The sequence below is a fragment of the Helicobacter sp. MIT 14-3879 genome (genome assembly GCF_003364125.1).
Genome location: NZ_NXLP01000001.1, coordinates 22,437 through 37,754, shown reverse-complemented (window position 1 = coordinate 37,754; position 15,318 = coordinate 22,437). Strand labels below are relative to the sequence as shown.

At 27.3% G+C, this 15,318-nt stretch carries 14 protein-coding genes; all 14 read left to right on the top strand.

The genetic code is table 11. The features are described 5' to 3' along the window. Window positions 1-7 precede the first annotated feature (7 nt). The 14 genes from obgE to CQA44_RS00100 are packed head-to-tail and all read left to right on the top strand — an operon-like array spanning window position 8 to window position 15,302. On the top strand, window positions 8-1,093 hold the full coding sequence (gene obgE / locus CQA44_RS00165; protein ID WP_115545269.1) for a GTPase ObgE: 1,086 nt from the start codon (window positions 8-10) through the stop codon (window positions 1,091-1,093). Further along, a complete protein-coding gene (locus tag CQA44_RS00160) occupies window positions 1,086-3,797 on the top strand; it encodes a RecB-like helicase (RefSeq protein ID WP_115545268.1) in 2,712 nt (903 codons plus the stop codon). Before obgE ends, CQA44_RS00160 begins: the two co-directional genes overlap by 8 nt. A gap of 50 nt (window positions 3,798-3,847) precedes the next feature. Next, the gene (gene nhaA, locus CQA44_RS00155) at window positions 3,848-5,164 is read left to right on the top strand and encodes a sodium/proton antiporter NhaA (RefSeq protein WP_115545267.1); all 1,317 of its coding nucleotides are present in this window, start codon (window positions 3,848-3,850) and stop codon (window positions 5,162-5,164) included. 55 nt (window positions 5,165-5,219) lie between these two features. Beyond that, the gene (gene yajC / locus CQA44_RS00150; protein WP_115545266.1) at window positions 5,220-5,495 is read left to right on the top strand and encodes a preprotein translocase subunit YajC; all 276 of its coding nucleotides are present in this window, start codon (window positions 5,220-5,222) and stop codon (window positions 5,493-5,495) included. 5 nt (window positions 5,496-5,500) lie between these two features. Continuing rightward, window positions 5,501-7,090 carry a protein translocase subunit SecD gene (gene secD, locus CQA44_RS00145; RefSeq protein WP_115545265.1) on the top strand — a complete coding sequence of 530 codons (1,590 nt, stop codon included), beginning with the start codon at window positions 5,501-5,503 and terminating at the stop codon, window positions 7,088-7,090. Then, a complete protein-coding gene (gene secF / locus CQA44_RS00140; RefSeq protein ID WP_115545264.1) occupies window positions 7,090-8,061 on the top strand; it encodes a protein translocase subunit SecF in 972 nt (323 codons plus the stop codon). The genes secD and secF overlap by 1 nt, the downstream gene beginning before the upstream one ends. A 9-nt stretch (window positions 8,062-8,070) precedes the next feature. Next, window positions 8,071-8,412 carry a DUF6394 family protein gene (locus tag CQA44_RS00135; RefSeq protein WP_115545263.1) on the top strand — a complete coding sequence of 114 codons (342 nt, stop codon included), beginning with the start codon at window positions 8,071-8,073 and terminating at the stop codon, window positions 8,410-8,412. A gap of 8 nt (window positions 8,413-8,420) precedes the next feature. Beyond that, entirely contained in the window at window positions 8,421-10,817 is a 2,397-nt protein-coding gene (gene leuS / locus CQA44_RS00130; protein WP_115545262.1) for a leucine--tRNA ligase, read from the top strand. Further along, entirely contained in the window at window positions 10,814-11,308 is a 495-nt protein-coding gene (lptE, locus tag CQA44_RS00125; protein ID WP_115545261.1) for an LPS assembly lipoprotein LptE, read from the top strand. The genes leuS and lptE overlap by 4 nt, the downstream gene beginning before the upstream one ends. Further along, the gene (locus tag CQA44_RS00120; RefSeq protein ID WP_115545260.1) at window positions 11,305-12,042 is read left to right on the top strand and encodes a hypothetical protein; all 738 of its coding nucleotides are present in this window, start codon (window positions 11,305-11,307) and stop codon (window positions 12,040-12,042) included. Before lptE ends, CQA44_RS00120 begins: the two co-directional genes overlap by 4 nt. Further along, window positions 12,039-13,175, top strand: a complete 1,137-nt coding sequence (locus tag CQA44_RS00115; RefSeq protein WP_115545259.1) for a bifunctional folylpolyglutamate synthase/dihydrofolate synthase — start codon at window positions 12,039-12,041, stop codon at window positions 13,173-13,175. Before CQA44_RS00120 ends, CQA44_RS00115 begins: the two co-directional genes overlap by 4 nt. Next, window positions 13,172-14,071: a M23 family metallopeptidase gene (locus tag CQA44_RS00110; RefSeq protein WP_115545258.1), complete on the top strand. Its 900-nt coding sequence runs from the start codon at window positions 13,172-13,174 to the stop codon at window positions 14,069-14,071. Before CQA44_RS00115 ends, CQA44_RS00110 begins: the two co-directional genes overlap by 4 nt. 26 nt (window positions 14,072-14,097) lie before the next feature. Next, on the top strand, window positions 14,098-15,015 hold the full coding sequence (locus tag CQA44_RS00105; RefSeq protein ID WP_258864844.1) for a M23 family metallopeptidase: 918 nt from the start codon (window positions 14,098-14,100) through the stop codon (window positions 15,013-15,015). Further along, window positions 14,919-15,302 carry a polymer-forming cytoskeletal protein gene (locus tag CQA44_RS00100; protein ID WP_115545256.1) on the top strand — a complete coding sequence of 128 codons (384 nt, stop codon included), beginning with the start codon at window positions 14,919-14,921 and terminating at the stop codon, window positions 15,300-15,302. Before CQA44_RS00105 ends, CQA44_RS00100 begins: the two co-directional genes overlap by 97 nt. The last annotated feature ends 16 nt before the right edge of the window (window positions 15,303-15,318 follow it).

Sequence of the window (15,318 nt, the reverse complement as noted above, 5' to 3'; positions counted from 1 at the left end):
GTTAGTTTTGTTTATAGATAGTGCTGATATTTTTATTTCTTCTGGGAAAGGTGGAGAAGGTGCTATTAGCTTTAGAAGAGAAAAGTTTGTAATTCAAGGTGGACCTGATGGTGGAGATGGTGGAGATGGTGGAGATGTATATTTTGAGGTAGATTTAAATTCAGATACATTATCTAGATTCCGTGGTAAAAAACATTATAAAGCAAAGAATGGCTCCCCTGGTGAGGGTAAAAAAAAGAGTGGTAAAAAAGGTGAAAGTATAATTATAAAAATACCACTTGGCACACAAATTATTGACTTTGATACAAATAATATCCTATATGACTTTAATACCCCTAGGAAAATACTATTTTTGAAAGGTGGCAAGGGAGGATTAGGTAATTTTAGGTTTAAAAACTCTATCAATCAAAAACCAACTTATGCACAAAAGGGTTTAGAAGGAGAATTAAGACATATAAGATTAGAATTAAAAGTTATTGCTGATATTGGATTAGTGGGATTTCCAAATGCAGGTAAATCTACTTTTTTATCAGTAATTTCAAATGCCAAACCTCAAATTGCAGATTATGAATTTACTACTTTAATACCAAATTTAGGCGTTGTTAATATTGATGAAATTAATTCATTTGTTATAGCCGATATTCCTGGAATAATTAATGGTGCTAGCCTTGGTAAAGGTTTGGGATTAGAGTTTTTAAAACATATTGAGCGAACAAAGATATTTTTGTTTATGCTAGATTCTTCTAAAAACATTTTAGAGCAGTTTCTAAACCTCCAAAAAGAGATTAAAAATTTTAATATAGCTCTTGTAGAAAGGAAGTTTGGTATTGCTATTACAAAGGTTGATGTTGAAGCAAAACAAGATTGTAATGATTTATTTAATTACTTTAGTATTATTCAAAAGGATTCTATGTATGTAAATGATGCCTTAGTAAATGATACTTTAGATTGTAAAGATATAAAATCCATAAATACTTTTAATATAGAATCTAGTATTAAAAAACCACTTTTTATTATTCCTATATCATCAATTAGTGGCTTTAATATAGATAAAATAAAATTTCTTTTATTTAAGAATATTAAAAATGAATAATATTCAATGGTTGTCAATCCGCGCTTCAGCTGGTAGCGGAAAGACTTTTGCATTAACTCTGCGTTATATCTCTCTCTTGTTTTTAGGGGCTAGAGTAAATGAGATTTTATGTGTTACTTTTACTAATAAAGCCCAGCAAGAAATGCAAGAGCGAATCTTAAAAACATTACTTGATTTATCAAACGATACTCCTACACCATATTTTGATGAGCTTTTAAAATTAGGAGTTTCAAAAGATATTATTGCTAGTAAAAAAAAAGCTATATATGAAAATTTTATTAGTTCAAATAATCATATTATGACCTTTGATGCTTTCTTTAATATGATATTAAAAAAGTTTAGCTTTTATGCCGGTATTTCTAGTAACTATGAAATAGGAGTTAATTATAATAGCAATGAAGAAGTTTTTAATAAATCTCTTAATTCCCTTATAGATGATGAATTTAATTTGCTTGTAAAATTTTGCTCTTCTAATAACATAATGTCAAAAGATTTACTTAATATGATAAATAAAATAAATATTGATGATTATAGTATTAGAAATATAACCTTAAAAGATGATTTTAAAGAGGATTTAATAGAAACTTTTAATTCTCTTTGTTCTTATATTTTAGAAATTACAGAGGGTAAAAAAGGGGTTGCTTCACTTAGAAAGAGATTTGATAAAACCTATGATGTTGGTAGTATAAATTCAATTATAGATTCTATTAACCTTACAGATAAAATGCAAGAAACCTTAGAAAAAATTAATTATGATAAGGAATTTTATAATCTCAAAATAAATAAAATAAAAGATATTTTTAAGAGTTATTTTATATTTAGAGAAAATGAAATTTTAGGGCAAATTATTAAATTTAATAAGCTATATAAAAGGTTTAAAAATTCTACTTTAGCGACTAAAAATAAGTTAAATTTTAGTGATATAAATATGCTTTGTTATGATTTATTAAATAAGCATATTGATAGAGACTTCTTTTATTTTAGGTTAGATTCTAGGATTAATCATATTTTAGTAGATGAATTTCAAGATACAAATATTAAACAATATGAGATTTTAAAACCACTAATTGATGAGATTAAGAGTGGTATAGGCAGGGTTAGTAATAGGAGCTTATTTTTCGTAGGAGATGAAAAACAAGCAATTTATGCCTTTAGAGGAAGTGATAGTAAGCTTTTTAAAGAGATTAGTAAAGTTTTAGGAATGAATATAGTTTCACTTCCTAAAAATTATCGTAGTTCTAAAAATATTATTCATTTTGTAAATGAGACATTTAAAGATATATTTAGTGATTATGAAACACAACTTCAAAATAGCACAACTGAAGGTTATGTTGAGGTTATAACTAAAGAAGAAAAGGGCGAGATTCTATTTTCAATAAAACATAGAATCTTAAATTTATTGCAAAATAATAGAAAAGATATATGTATTTTAACTAGAAAATCAAGTAGTGCAAAAGAGATATATGATTATTTAATAAATGAAATTAATGGTATTAAAATATCAATTAAAATTAAAGATAGTATTAATAAAGAGTTTTTAATAATCAAAAATGCTCTCTTATATTTGTATAGTAAAAATGAGCTTTATCTTAAAAATTGTTATAAGTTGAATGGCGATAGTTTTTATTCCAATATTAAATTAGAAATTGATATTAATTTATCTCCAAGTAAAATTACTCTAAAAATTATGGAATATTTCAGGTTATATGGAAAAGTTGCTATTTTAATACTAGAAAATGCTGTTTTGTATGATGGTTTAGATGAATTTATAGAGTTTTTAAAAAATGCAGATATTGAGGTTATTGAAGATAATAAATGCAATATAAAAATAATGAATATACATAATTCTAAGGGTTTAGAATTTAGTGATGTTATAGTATGTGAATATAGCAAAGAAAGACATAGTAATGATATTTTTTATTATGATTATAAAGGATTATCGTTAGATAGAATCTATTATTTGAAGGATTCTAAATATAGAAAATATGTAGATGAAGAGTTTAACTTCATCTTAGAAAAAAAACAGCAAGAAGAAAGATTAGATGGTATTAATTTATTATATGTTGCATTCACTAGGGCAAAAGAAAGTCTCTATATTATTAAAACACAAAAAGGGATTTTTGATATTTTAAATTTAAAAGATTTTAAAATTGGTAAAGATATTATTAGCAGTAAAGAAGTTAATAATTTAGATTCTACCGTGCAAAATCTTTTAGTCCAGTCTTCATTTGGAAAACAAGATGATTTTATCAATGATGAAAATATTTCATATACTACAAAATCAAGGCTAAAGGGTGTAGCACTTCACTTAGCTTTAGAATTTTATTTAAAATACAATATGAAAGAAGATGAAATATCACAAGTTTTATTAAATAGATTTGGGTTAATATTAAATGATAGTGAAAGATTAGAAGTTTTAAAAAGTATGCAAAATATTTTAAATAACACTACAATTAGAGATATTTTGGAAAATGCCATTAATATAAAATGTGAAATTTCATATTTGGATTCTTCGCTTAAGCGTATAGATTGTCTTATAGAGACAAAAGATAATATTTTTTTGCTTGATTATAAAAGTAGTGATTTAGACTTAGTTGTTAAAGAAAAACAAGTCAAAGAATATTTGCAATATGTAAGGAAATACTATTCAAATGTAACTGCCTATCTTTGTTTTGCAGATGGGAGAATATCTGAAGTAAAATAAAATTATGCTAGAATCTTGTTTTTAAAATCTCAAAAGAATAGGATTTGATTATGTTTAAAAAAATAAGCAGATTATTCACATCTTTTTTTCATAGTGAAGCAGCAGGTGGAATCTTACTATTTTTATGTGCTTTACTTGCAATGATTGTAGCAAATTCCCGCTTCTCTCATTATTATTTTGAGCTTTGGGAGCTCCCCTTTGGGTTTAAAATAGGGGAACATTTTATTGGTATGAGTTTTCATCATTGGTTAAATGATGTATTTATGTCAATATTTTTTCTGATTGTTGGTTTAGAGATAAAAAGAGAGTTTTTGTTTGGTGAGTTAGTTGGTTTTAAGAAAGCAGCTTTCCCTGTTTTAGCAGCATTAGGAGGTATGATAGCCCCAGGAATTATTTATTTTAGTCTGAATGTTGGAACACCTTCTCAAAGTGGATTTGGAATTCCAATGGCAACAGATATAGCTTTTGCACTTGGTGTTATGATGTTACTTGGCAAGAGAGTTCCTGTTGCATTAAAAGTATTTTTAGTTACACTAGCAGTGGCAGATGACTTAGGTGCTATCATTGTTATTGGTGTTTTTTATACTAGTGATTTTAGTGTAACTTGGTTTATAACTTCTGTAATCTTACTTGGCATCTTAATTGCATTAAATAAATTAGATATAAGGTTTTTATCACCATATTTAATTATTGGGGTATTTTTATGGTTAGCAGTTCATAATACAGGAATTCACGCTACAATTGCAGCTGTTGCATTGGCATTTACAATACCTATTAGACCAAAATTAAATGGTAATGATTTTGCTTCAAAGGTATCTAGTGATTTTATACCATTATTTATGAATAAAGATAAAGAAAGAGAAAATATTTTGCTTCATCAAGACCAATTAAATATTTTAAGTTCCATTATTAAAGGCTCAAAAAATGTTCAAAATCCACTTCTTAGATTAGAACATACACTTGCACCTTGGAGTAATTTTTTAATTATGCCTCTATTTGGATTTGCAAATGCAGGTGTGGCAATAAGCAATGAAATAAGGTTTGATATAGACCATATTATGTTAGGAATAATTTTAGGGCTTGTCATTGGTAAGCCTATTGGTATTTTAGTATTTACATTCCTTTGCGATAAGCTTAAAATTGCACAAAAACCAGAATCTGTTAGTTGGATTAATATACTTGGTGCAGGAATGTTAGCAGGTATAGGTTTTACTATGTCAATTTTTGTATCAAACTTAGCATTTAGCAATCCATTAAGCACAGATTTATCAAAGTTATCTATTTTGATTGGTTCAAGTTTAGCTGGAATCTTAGGCTCGTTGTTTTTAATAATTGAGTATAAAATTGAACACAGAAACAAGAGTTAGAAATTTTAAGTATAAAAAATATAGAATCTAAATTTTATAAAGGAGAATATTGATTATGAATAATGTTTTAGTTCAACTATTGCCTTTAGTAGTTATATTTGCGATTTTTTATTTTGTTATTATAAGACCACAGATAAAACAGCAAAAGGCACATAAAGAAATGTTGGCAAATTTAAAAAAAGGTGATAAGATTGTAATTAATGGTGGATTAATATGTGAAGTGTTAAAAGTTGAAGATAAATTTTTTACTATTAAAATTAATGATGAGACACAAGCAAGATTAGCTAAAGAATTTGTCGCATATAAGTATGAAGAAAAAACTAATAGCTAATACTTATGAAAAAATTTTTTAATTTTAGAACTATAATTTTTATTGCTATATTTTTATTTGGAATTATTTTTTCTATACCATCACTTTTTAATACATCCGGACCAAGGATAACTCTAGGTCTAGATTTACAAGGCGGGATTAATATCTTATTAGGTATTAATACTGATGAGGCAATAAAAAGCAGATATTCTTATATTGCTACACAAATTAATTATGAAACTCATGATAAATCAATTTTAATAGATTCATTAAAAACTAAGGATAATGGAATTACCTTTGAGTTAATAGACTACTCTCAAAAAGAAGCACTTGGTAATCTTTTAAAATCTATTAATGGAATCTTAATAGATGAAAATAATGGAAAATATAATATCTATTTTAGTAAAGAAGAAATGATTTTAATAAAAAATTCTGCCCTAGATCAAGCAATAGATACAATAAGGAATAGACTTGATATTTATGGATTAACAGAACCTAGCATTACAAGACAAGGTGAGGAAAATATCTTAGTTCAATTACCGGGGATTAAAACCAAAGAAGAAGAACAGAAAGCTTTAGATTTAATTATTCGTCCAGCTCAATTAAAAATGATGGCAGTTGATGAAGATAGAGATTCTAGAGTAAATTCTATGAGCGATGCAGAAGCTGCTAGTTATGGCGATGTAATATTAAATTTTATTAATTCTACAGGGAAAGATGTTCAATCTAAAATACTATTAAAAGAAATACCTATATTAGATGGTAGCATGATAACTGATGCTAGAGTAGCTTATGATGAGAGGGGGCAGCCTGTAATTGCTTTTAGCCTTAATTCAATAGGAGCAAAGATTTTTGGCGATTTTTCTGGAAATAATATAAAAAAGAGGATGGCAGTTGTGCTTGATAATAAGGTTTATTCTGCACCTGTTATAAGAGAGAGAATTGGTGGTGGAAGTGGTCAAATTAGTGGAAATTTCAGTGCTGATGAAGCAAAAAATATTGCCATAGCTCTTCGTAGTGGAGCTTTGAGTGCCCCTCTTGAGTTACTAGAAAAAAGAAGCATAGGTCCATCGCTTGGAGCAGATAGTATAAAGTCATCTTTAATTGCGTTATTTGGTGCATTTTTTGTGATTATTTTATTTATGATTTTTTATTATGGATTTGCTGGAGTTATTGCTGTTAGTGCATTATTTGTAAATATATTGGCTATTATTGCTATAATGAGTCTTTTTGGAGCCACCCTTACTCTTCCAGGAATGGCTGGAATTGTTCTAACAGTTGGTATGGCAATAGATGCAAATATTATTATTAATGAACGCATTAGAGAGGCTTTGCGTAGTGGTAAAAATATAGTTCAGTCAATTTCTTTTGGTTATGTGAATGCAACTAGAGCAATTTTTGATGCAAATAATACTACTTTAATCATAGCAGTATTGTTATATGTTTATGGCACAGGTCCTATTAAGGGCTTTGCTGTTACTATGGGTATTGGAATCTTAGCTTCCATTATAACAGCTATTATAGGAACACATGGTATTTATTTATGGCTTGGTGAAAAAATAAATCATACAAAAAAAGTTAATTTTTGGTTTGGAATTAAATTAGGGGAAAAATAGTGGATTTTTTTAGACACGATAAAGTTTATGACTTTGTTAAATATAGTAATTATGGTTTTATGGTTGTGTTAATACTTATCATTGCAATAGTTATTCTATTTTTTACTAAAGGTATTAATCTTGGCATTGACTTTGCAGGTGGAAGTGTAGCTCAAATACAATATAATTCTAAAGAAGCACCAATATCAGATATAAGAAAATTGCTCAATCAAAATACATTTTTTAAAGACTCTCAAATTACAGAATTTGGCTCTAAAAATGAAATAATTATAAAATTTCCTTTTATTAAAGATGCAAATATAGATATTTCAGATGAGATTAAAAATACTTTAAATAAAACAGGAGATTTTGAAATTCGCAGAATTGAGAATGTAGGTCCAAAGGCTGGAAGTGAACTTGCTAAAAATGGAATAATTGCTATTGTTTTAGCAATTATTGCGATGATGATTTATGTATCATTTAGATATGAGTGGAGATTTGCTCTTGCTAGTATTGTTGCCCTAATTCACGATGTTATTATCTCTGGTGCAGCTATTATGGTGTTTAATATAGACTTAAGTCTTGATGTTATAGCAGCACTTTTAACACTAATTGGATATTCTATAAATGATACTATAATTATTTTTGATAGGATTAGAGAGCAAATGCTTTCAAAAAAATTTAATAGTGTTGAATTTGTTATAAATGATGCTATATCAAAGACACTTTCAAGGACACTTCTTACATCTTTAACTGTATTTTTTGTAATAGCAATCTTATTTTTCTTTGGAAGTGAAATATTAAAAGGCTTTACTTTGCCTATGCTTATTGGTTCTATCGTTGGGACTTATAGCTCTATGTTTGTAGCACCTAAATTAGCCATATTGTTTGGTTTTAATATTGAAGAATATTATGCAAAAGAAGCAAAAAAGCAACAAAAAAGACAAGAAAAAGAAAGATTAAGAAAAATGTATGAAACTGGTAGAATCTAGGAGTGTATAATGGATTGGGGAAGAATTATATTTATATTTTTTACTTTAATGAGCTTAACTTCTACAGTTGGTTTTTTGTTTGAATCAAATATTGTATTACTATTTTTAGCAACTGCTATAAATTTTATATCTACCACATTAAGAATTGGGACAAGGAAGATATTATCTTCAGAATTATTTGCAAGTTCTATCGTAGCAGATTTTCACTTAATACCTGCATTTTTATGGTATCAAATATTGGGTGATTTAAATGTAGCTTATGCTCTTACTATAGGTGCATTAATAGCAAATATCTTTTCTATATGCATTATTTTAATTGAGAGCATAAAGGCTCAAGATACTGATTATTAGGATAAGATATGACATATAATCCAAAAGAGATAGAACAAAAATGGCAAAATATTTGGCTAAATTCTTTTGAACCAAAAGATGACTTTAATTTGCCTAAAAAATATATTTTAAGTATGTTGCCATACCCAAGTGGTAATATTCATATGGGACACGTTAGAAACTATACCATAGGTGATGCTATTGCTAGGCATTTTAGAAAGCAAGGTTTTAATGTACTTCACCCGATAGGTTGGGATTCTTTTGGACTTCCAGCAGAAAATGCCGCGATTAAACATAACTACCATCCAAAAACTTGGACTTATGAAAATATATCTAGTATGCAAAAAGTATTGCAGAGTCTAGGTTTTTCTTTCTCTAAAGAAAGAGAATTTGCTACAAGTGATAATATATATACAAAATGGGAGCAAGAATTCTTTACTAAAATGTGGGATAGTGGGCTTGTATATCGTAAAAAAGCATATCTTAATTGGTGTCCACAGGATATGACTGTTTTAGCAAATGAACAAGTGATAGAAGGTAAATGTTGGCGGTGTGATACTTGTGTAGAGCAAAAAGAGATGTATCAATATTATCTAAAGATTACTGCATACGCAGAGGAGCTTTTAAATGAGCTAGATAAGCTTGATTGGCCGCAACAAGTAATAACTATGCAAAAAAATTGGATTGGAAAGTCTAGTGGATTAGAGTTTAGTTTTAAACTAGATGGAAATTTTGGTGAATTTAGCAAAATTGATGTTTTTACAACTAGGGCAGATACAATTTATGGGGTTACATATTGTGCCTTAGCACCAGAACACCCACTTATAAGCTATCTAATAGAAAATAATTTAATTTCTAAGGATAAAATAGATTCTATTATTGCTATGCGGAATATGAGCTCTAAAGATAGGGCTGTGAAAGAAAAAAATGGACTTAGCCTTGAAATATTTGTAATACATCCATTAACAAATGCGAAATTAGAAATATTTGTAGCAAATTTTGTATTAATGGATTATGGTAATGGTGCAATAATGTGTGTTCCTGCACACGATGAGAGAGATTTTGAATTTGCTAAAAAGTATAATTTAGATATTAAATATGTATTTGATGGCGATGAACAATTTTCTTCTAATGGTAAGCTTATCAATAGTAATGAGCTTAATGGTTTAACATCAAGTGAAGCAAAAGAAGCGGTAATTAAATACTTTGAAGATAATAATTTAGGCAAAAGAGTTATTAACTATAAATTAAGAGATTGGGGAATTTCAAGGCAGAGATATTGGGGGGCTCCTATACCTCTTATTTCTTGTGATCATTGTGGAATAGTAAAAGAAGAAAAACTTCCTGTTATTTTGCCTGATGATATATCTTTTGATAAAGAGGGTAATCCACTTTTAAATCACCCAACTTGGAAGATAACTAAATGTCCAAAATGTGGAAGAGATGCAGTAAGAGAATGTGATACTATGGATACATTTATGGAATCTAGTTGGTATTTTCTAAGATACACTACACCAAGGAGTATGTGGGAAGATAAAGCATTTGATGAGGTTTCATTAAAATATTGGTTAAATATAGATGAATATATTGGTGGTATAGAACACGCAGTATTGCATTTGCTTTATGCTAGATTTTTTACTAAAGTATTAAGAGATTTAGGGTATATTAATATCAATGAACCATTTGCAAGGCTTTTAACTCAAGGAATGGTATTAAAAAATGGTTCTAAAATGAGTAAATCAAAAGGCAATGTAGTTGAGCCAAAGTCAATTATTAATTCATTTGGTGCGGATAGTGCTAGATTATTTATTTTATTTGCAGCACCACCTACAAAGGAATTAGAATGGAATGATGATGCACTAAAAGGTTCTTATAATTTTTTAAATAGATTATATGCAAACTCTAAAAATATTAAGAATCTCAATTTTAATACTTTAAAATTTAGTAATTTAAATGGGAGTGAAAAATATGCCAGAAAAAAGGTTTATGAAGCATTATTAAAAAGTAATAGCGTATTTACCAATAAAGAATATCCTTTTAATACTTTAATTGCTGCTTGTATGGAGGCATTAAACTCCTTAATTGCACAAAATAATGATGAAGTATGGTTTGAGGGATATTATATTTTATTAAATGTTTTAGAGCCAATAGTTCCTCATATCTGTTATGAATTAAGTCAAAAATATTTTAATTTAGAGAATTTTAGAGTTATTGATATAGATTCTAATGCTCTAAAAAGTGAGAAAATAACATTAGCTATTTCGATTAATGGTAAAAGAAGGGCAGAGATTGATGTAGGGCTTAATTGTAGTAATGAAGAAATAATTGTTCTTGCAAAAGAAAGTGCTAAAAAATGGATAGAAAATAAAACTATATTTAAAGAAATTATAGTTCCAAATAAACTTATTAATTTTGTTATTAAATGAATATTTTTAATTTATTATTTATTATTTTTTTTACTGCTGGATGTGGTTATTACCCTATATCATATTATAGTAAGAAAGCTATTGGAGAAGATATATATGTAGAATCTATTGTAAATCTTTCAGACCCAGAGAATTCTGTAATTGCAAAAGATGCTCTAAACCAAGCAATTACAACAAGATTTCATTCAAATCTTGTATCAAAAGATATGGCTAAGACAATTATTACCATAGAGATAGTAAATGTAGATTTATATTCTATTGCTGATAATAAAGAGGGTTTTGCTAATTTCTATCGCGCTTCTGTCAATTTATCATTTACTTATACTGATAAAAAGGGAAATTTAAAGAAATTTAAAAATTATGGTTATTATGATTTTACAGTGGATACATTATCTACAATTACTGATGAACGACGTTTTGTTGCATTAAGAGAGGCTTCACTTTCTGCTATTGATAAGTTTGTCTCACAAGTAGCTTATAATTGGCAATGAATGAAAAAATCAAACTTGCTATAAAAAATGCAATTATTAATATTAATTATAATGTAGATTTTACGCCAGAATATTTTTTGCAAATTTTATGTAAAGAGCTTAAGGCTTTAGGTTTAGAATTTGATGAGTGTCAATGGTATAATCTTTGGAGCTCCAAGTTTAATGAAGATATAAGAAAAGAGTTAAATAATTATCCTATAAAAACTCGTAATGACTTTATAAATACACTCTCTCATATCTATAAAAATAAGCTAGAAAGTCAATCTAGTGATACAAATAAAATTTTACAAAAGGCATTAAAACTTTTAAGAGAATCCAATTTAATTGATGTTGATGAAAAAACCCCTCTAAACATTATAGATTCTAAATTAAACCAATTGTTAAATAGTTCATCAAAATTATCAAGTTCTATATTAAATATTGAGGCATTGAAGTTTAAAAAATTAGATGATGATGCTTTGCTTTATGAAATTGATGAATATATTGTTTTAAATCTTCCTGATGAGGCATTAAGGAGACTATGTAAAGCACTTTATGAAATACTAATATCAGAAGGAAAAGATAATGTTTTAATTTATGGAAAAAACTCAATTCTTGTAATTCCAAATAATACTATTGAAATTTCAATGAAATTGCTTGATTCTATTTTAGAGACTAAAACTTTTATTTATAAAAATCAAAAAATACACCTAAAAGTTAATGTTAAGAAATTAAAAATTAAAGATTTAATATGAATTTAGTAGAAAAATATATGTTTAATAAAGGGCAGGAATATGCAAAGTTTGATAAAAATAGAGCAAAAATTATTTATTCTTTATTAAAACCCAAATTAAAGCATAACTTTAAAACCATTCAAGTTTTAGGGACTAATGGAAAAGGAAGCACAGGTAGATTCTTAAGCCTTGCTTTAATACAAAATAATTTTAATGTTTTGCATTTTACAAGCCCTCATATCTTTAGCTTTAATGAGAGATTTTATAAAAATGGGGAGATTGTAAATTATAAGGAGCTAAAAAAAGCTCATTTTTTTTTACAAAACTTTGATTTTATTAATAAATGTAGCTATTTTGAATATGCCACATTTTTAGCACTGACTCTTGCACAAGATGTTGATTATTTAATTTTAGAAGCAGGGATTGGTGGAGAGTTTGATTCTACAAGTGTATTGCATAGAGATATGTGCATTTTTAGTGTGATTGATTTTGATCATTGCGAAATGCTAGGAAATAGTATTGAAGAAATTGCTACAACAAAACTTAATGCTATGGTAAATCCTAGTATTATTGGTATTCAAAAACATAATGTAATAAAAAATATTGCTACAAAAATTGCACAACATAAGAGCGTAAGTTTGTATTTTTTAGACTTTAGAGAAGATTCTAGTATAGATAATTACTTTAAAAAACATCAATTAGCTTCATTTTTAAAACCTAATTTACTTCTTGCCCTAAAGGCTGCTGATATTTTAGGTTTAAAATATGATTTAACTACATTAAAAAAATTAGACTTAAGAGGGAGGTTTGAGAGGATTGCAAACAATATAATTATTGATGTTGGACATAATCAAAATGCAGCTTTAGCTATAAAAGAAAGTTTAAAAAATAAAAAAGTTATATTAGTGTATAATAGCTATTTTCAAAAAAATATTAAAGAAATACTAAGTATCTTAAAAGATAATATTTTAAGATTAGAAATTATTGAAATTAGAAATAATAAAAGAATTATCAAAAAAAGAGATTTAATAGAAATATTAGAATCTTTAAATATCTCCTATGATAAATTTAGAGGAATAAAAAAGGATTATGATTATCTCGTGTTTGGGTCATTTAGCGTTGTTGAAAAATTTATGCAAAAGAGATTGAAATGAAGAATATTAGAGATAAATTTATTATTTCAATAATTGATAATAATGGAATTAGACAATTTAATATTCATAGATTCGTAAAGAAATTTTTATTTTATTGTTCTATTTTTATTATAATATTTGCTTTTGTGCTTTTTTTTGCTATTAAAATTTTAGCAAGTGAGCTAAAATCTATGCAAAACCATAAAGATGATACAATAGATAAGTATGTTGTTGTTTATAATGATAATGCGAATTTACAGCAAGAGATAGAGCAAAGTCAGCATAAGCTAAATGAGATAAACCAAAAAATACTTGATTTAGAAGATGTAATAAGTCTTAGAAACTCTAGTGTTGAGGTGGAACCTATAAATCAGTTTGACTTAAAGTCTCTTAATTTAAATCAAAAAAATTTAATTTTAAAGCTTTTGCCAAATTCAAAACCATTTAATTCTAGTATTGAGGCTAAGAATAGCTTGTTAAAATCAGGTATTGTTTTTATCCTCCCTCCAAATACGCCAATTTATGCAACTGCAGATGGAATTGTAGATTTAACTAGAAGTGAAGATACAAAAGGGATAGGAAAGTTTGTTAAATTAGTCCATTCATTTGGATTTAGTTCAATATATGGACATCTTTCAAAAGTAAGTGTGAATAGAGGCGATGTGGTTAAAAAAGGTGATATTATCGGATATAGCGGAAAGAATAGTGAAGCAGATAATTTATATTATGATATTAGATTCTTAGGTAGTGAAGTTGATTTAAAAAATTTTATAAATTGGGATATTGATAGTTTTGAGATTGTGATGAATAGTAATAGTATAGTAAATTGGAATAGTTTGTTATGGACTTTTAATGATATGATGCAAATTAGTAATCATAAAGTTTTAAGTCAAGAACATATAAAGTCTCAAATATGAAATATAGTAAAGAAAGATTAATACTAATGGTTTCTAGTCCATATGGGCATAAATACTATAATATTAATCTTTTATTTAAGCATATTATTTTTTATTTTGTAACCTTTGTTGGAGCAGTAATATTTTTTATACTTGTAGTTTTACATACTTTTGCTTCAGAGATTTCTGATATTGAATATAAGTATAATTACATACAAAATCAATATCAAAATTTAATTAATAAGCATATTGATTTATCAGCTCAAATCTCAAATAAAAAAGAAGAGACAATGCTTGTTGCAGATAAGATAGAGGAGCTAGAAGGAGTTATTGGTATTAGTAATAACAATAATAACTATGGATTAAAAAGTAGGGTAGAAATTGCTAGCATTACAGGCTTGCAAAAGCTCTTTATTATGAAATTTTTTCCAAATGGTTATCCTTTAAATACATATAAGAGAATTTCATCTCCATATGGTTATAGGATTCATCCATTATCTAATACAAAAGAAATGCACACAGGAACAGACTTAGCAGCTGATGTTGATACCCCTGTATATGCTACTGCTGATGGTGTTGTTGATTTTGCTAAAAGTGGATGGAATGGTGGTTATGGAACTATAGTGAAGTTAGATCATTTCTTTGGATTTAAAACATATTACGCACATTTAAATTCTATTGTAGTAAATAGAGGTGATTTTGTTAGAAAAGGACAATTAGTAGCGTATGTTGGTAATACAGGTGCTAGCTCTGGCTATCACCTGCATTATGAGGTTAGGTTTTTAGGAAGCCATATTGATTCTAAGAATTTTATGGATTGGAATATGAGTAATTTTGATAAAATTTTTGATAAGGAGAAAAATGTAGCATGGCAATCTTTACTAATGACAATAAACAATTTGATGCAGCAAACACCAATGGAGCAACAATTATTGCTGCTGGGACAAGGTTTAAGGGTGAATTAAAATCTGAATGTCATATTCATATAGATGGTGAATTTGATGGCAATATTAATTCTAATAATACGGTTATGATTGGTAAAAATGGTGTTGTAAATGGAGATATTTTTGCACAAAGGGTAATAGTTAGCGGTATTTTTAAAGGCACTATGGATTCTGATTGTATTGAGATTCTTCCAAATGGCAAGATTGAAGGAACTATAATTTGCAATGAATTATATATAGAGAAAAAGGGAATTTTTATTGGTGAGAGTAAAATAAAAACTAAAACCTCTGAAGAGATTAATGATTAATTTAGGATTAATGTAT

Excerpts from the sequence above, each read along its gene's own strand:
- CQA44_RS00105 (WP_258864844.1), top strand. The coding sequence starts at position 14,098 with ATGGTTTCTAGTCCATATGGGCATAAATACTATAATATTAATCTTTTA.
- yajC (WP_115545266.1), top strand. The coding sequence starts at position 5,220 with ATGAATAATGTTTTAGTTCAACTATTGCCTTTAGTAGTTATATTTGCG.
- secD (WP_115545265.1), top strand. The coding sequence starts at position 5,501 with ATGAAAAAATTTTTTAATTTTAGAACTATAATTTTTATTGCTATATTT.
- CQA44_RS00160 (WP_115545268.1), top strand. The coding sequence starts at position 1,086 with ATGAATAATATTCAATGGTTGTCAATCCGCGCTTCAGCTGGTAGCGGA.
- CQA44_RS00100 (WP_115545256.1), top strand. The coding sequence starts at position 14,919 with ATGGCAATCTTTACTAATGACAATAAACAATTTGATGCAGCAAACACC.
- nhaA (WP_115545267.1), top strand. The coding sequence starts at position 3,848 with ATGTTTAAAAAAATAAGCAGATTATTCACATCTTTTTTTCATAGTGAA.
- lptE (WP_115545261.1), top strand. The coding sequence starts at position 10,814 with ATGAATATTTTTAATTTATTATTTATTATTTTTTTTACTGCTGGATGT.
- CQA44_RS00120 (WP_115545260.1), top strand. The coding sequence starts at position 11,305 with ATGAATGAAAAAATCAAACTTGCTATAAAAAATGCAATTATTAATATT.
- CQA44_RS00115 (WP_115545259.1), top strand. The coding sequence starts at position 12,039 with ATGAATTTAGTAGAAAAATATATGTTTAATAAAGGGCAGGAATATGCA.
- leuS (WP_115545262.1), top strand. The coding sequence starts at position 8,421 with ATGACATATAATCCAAAAGAGATAGAACAAAAATGGCAAAATATTTGG.
- CQA44_RS00110 (WP_115545258.1), top strand. The coding sequence starts at position 13,172 with ATGAAGAATATTAGAGATAAATTTATTATTTCAATAATTGATAATAAT.
- CQA44_RS00135 (WP_115545263.1), top strand. The coding sequence starts at position 8,071 with ATGGATTGGGGAAGAATTATATTTATATTTTTTACTTTAATGAGCTTA.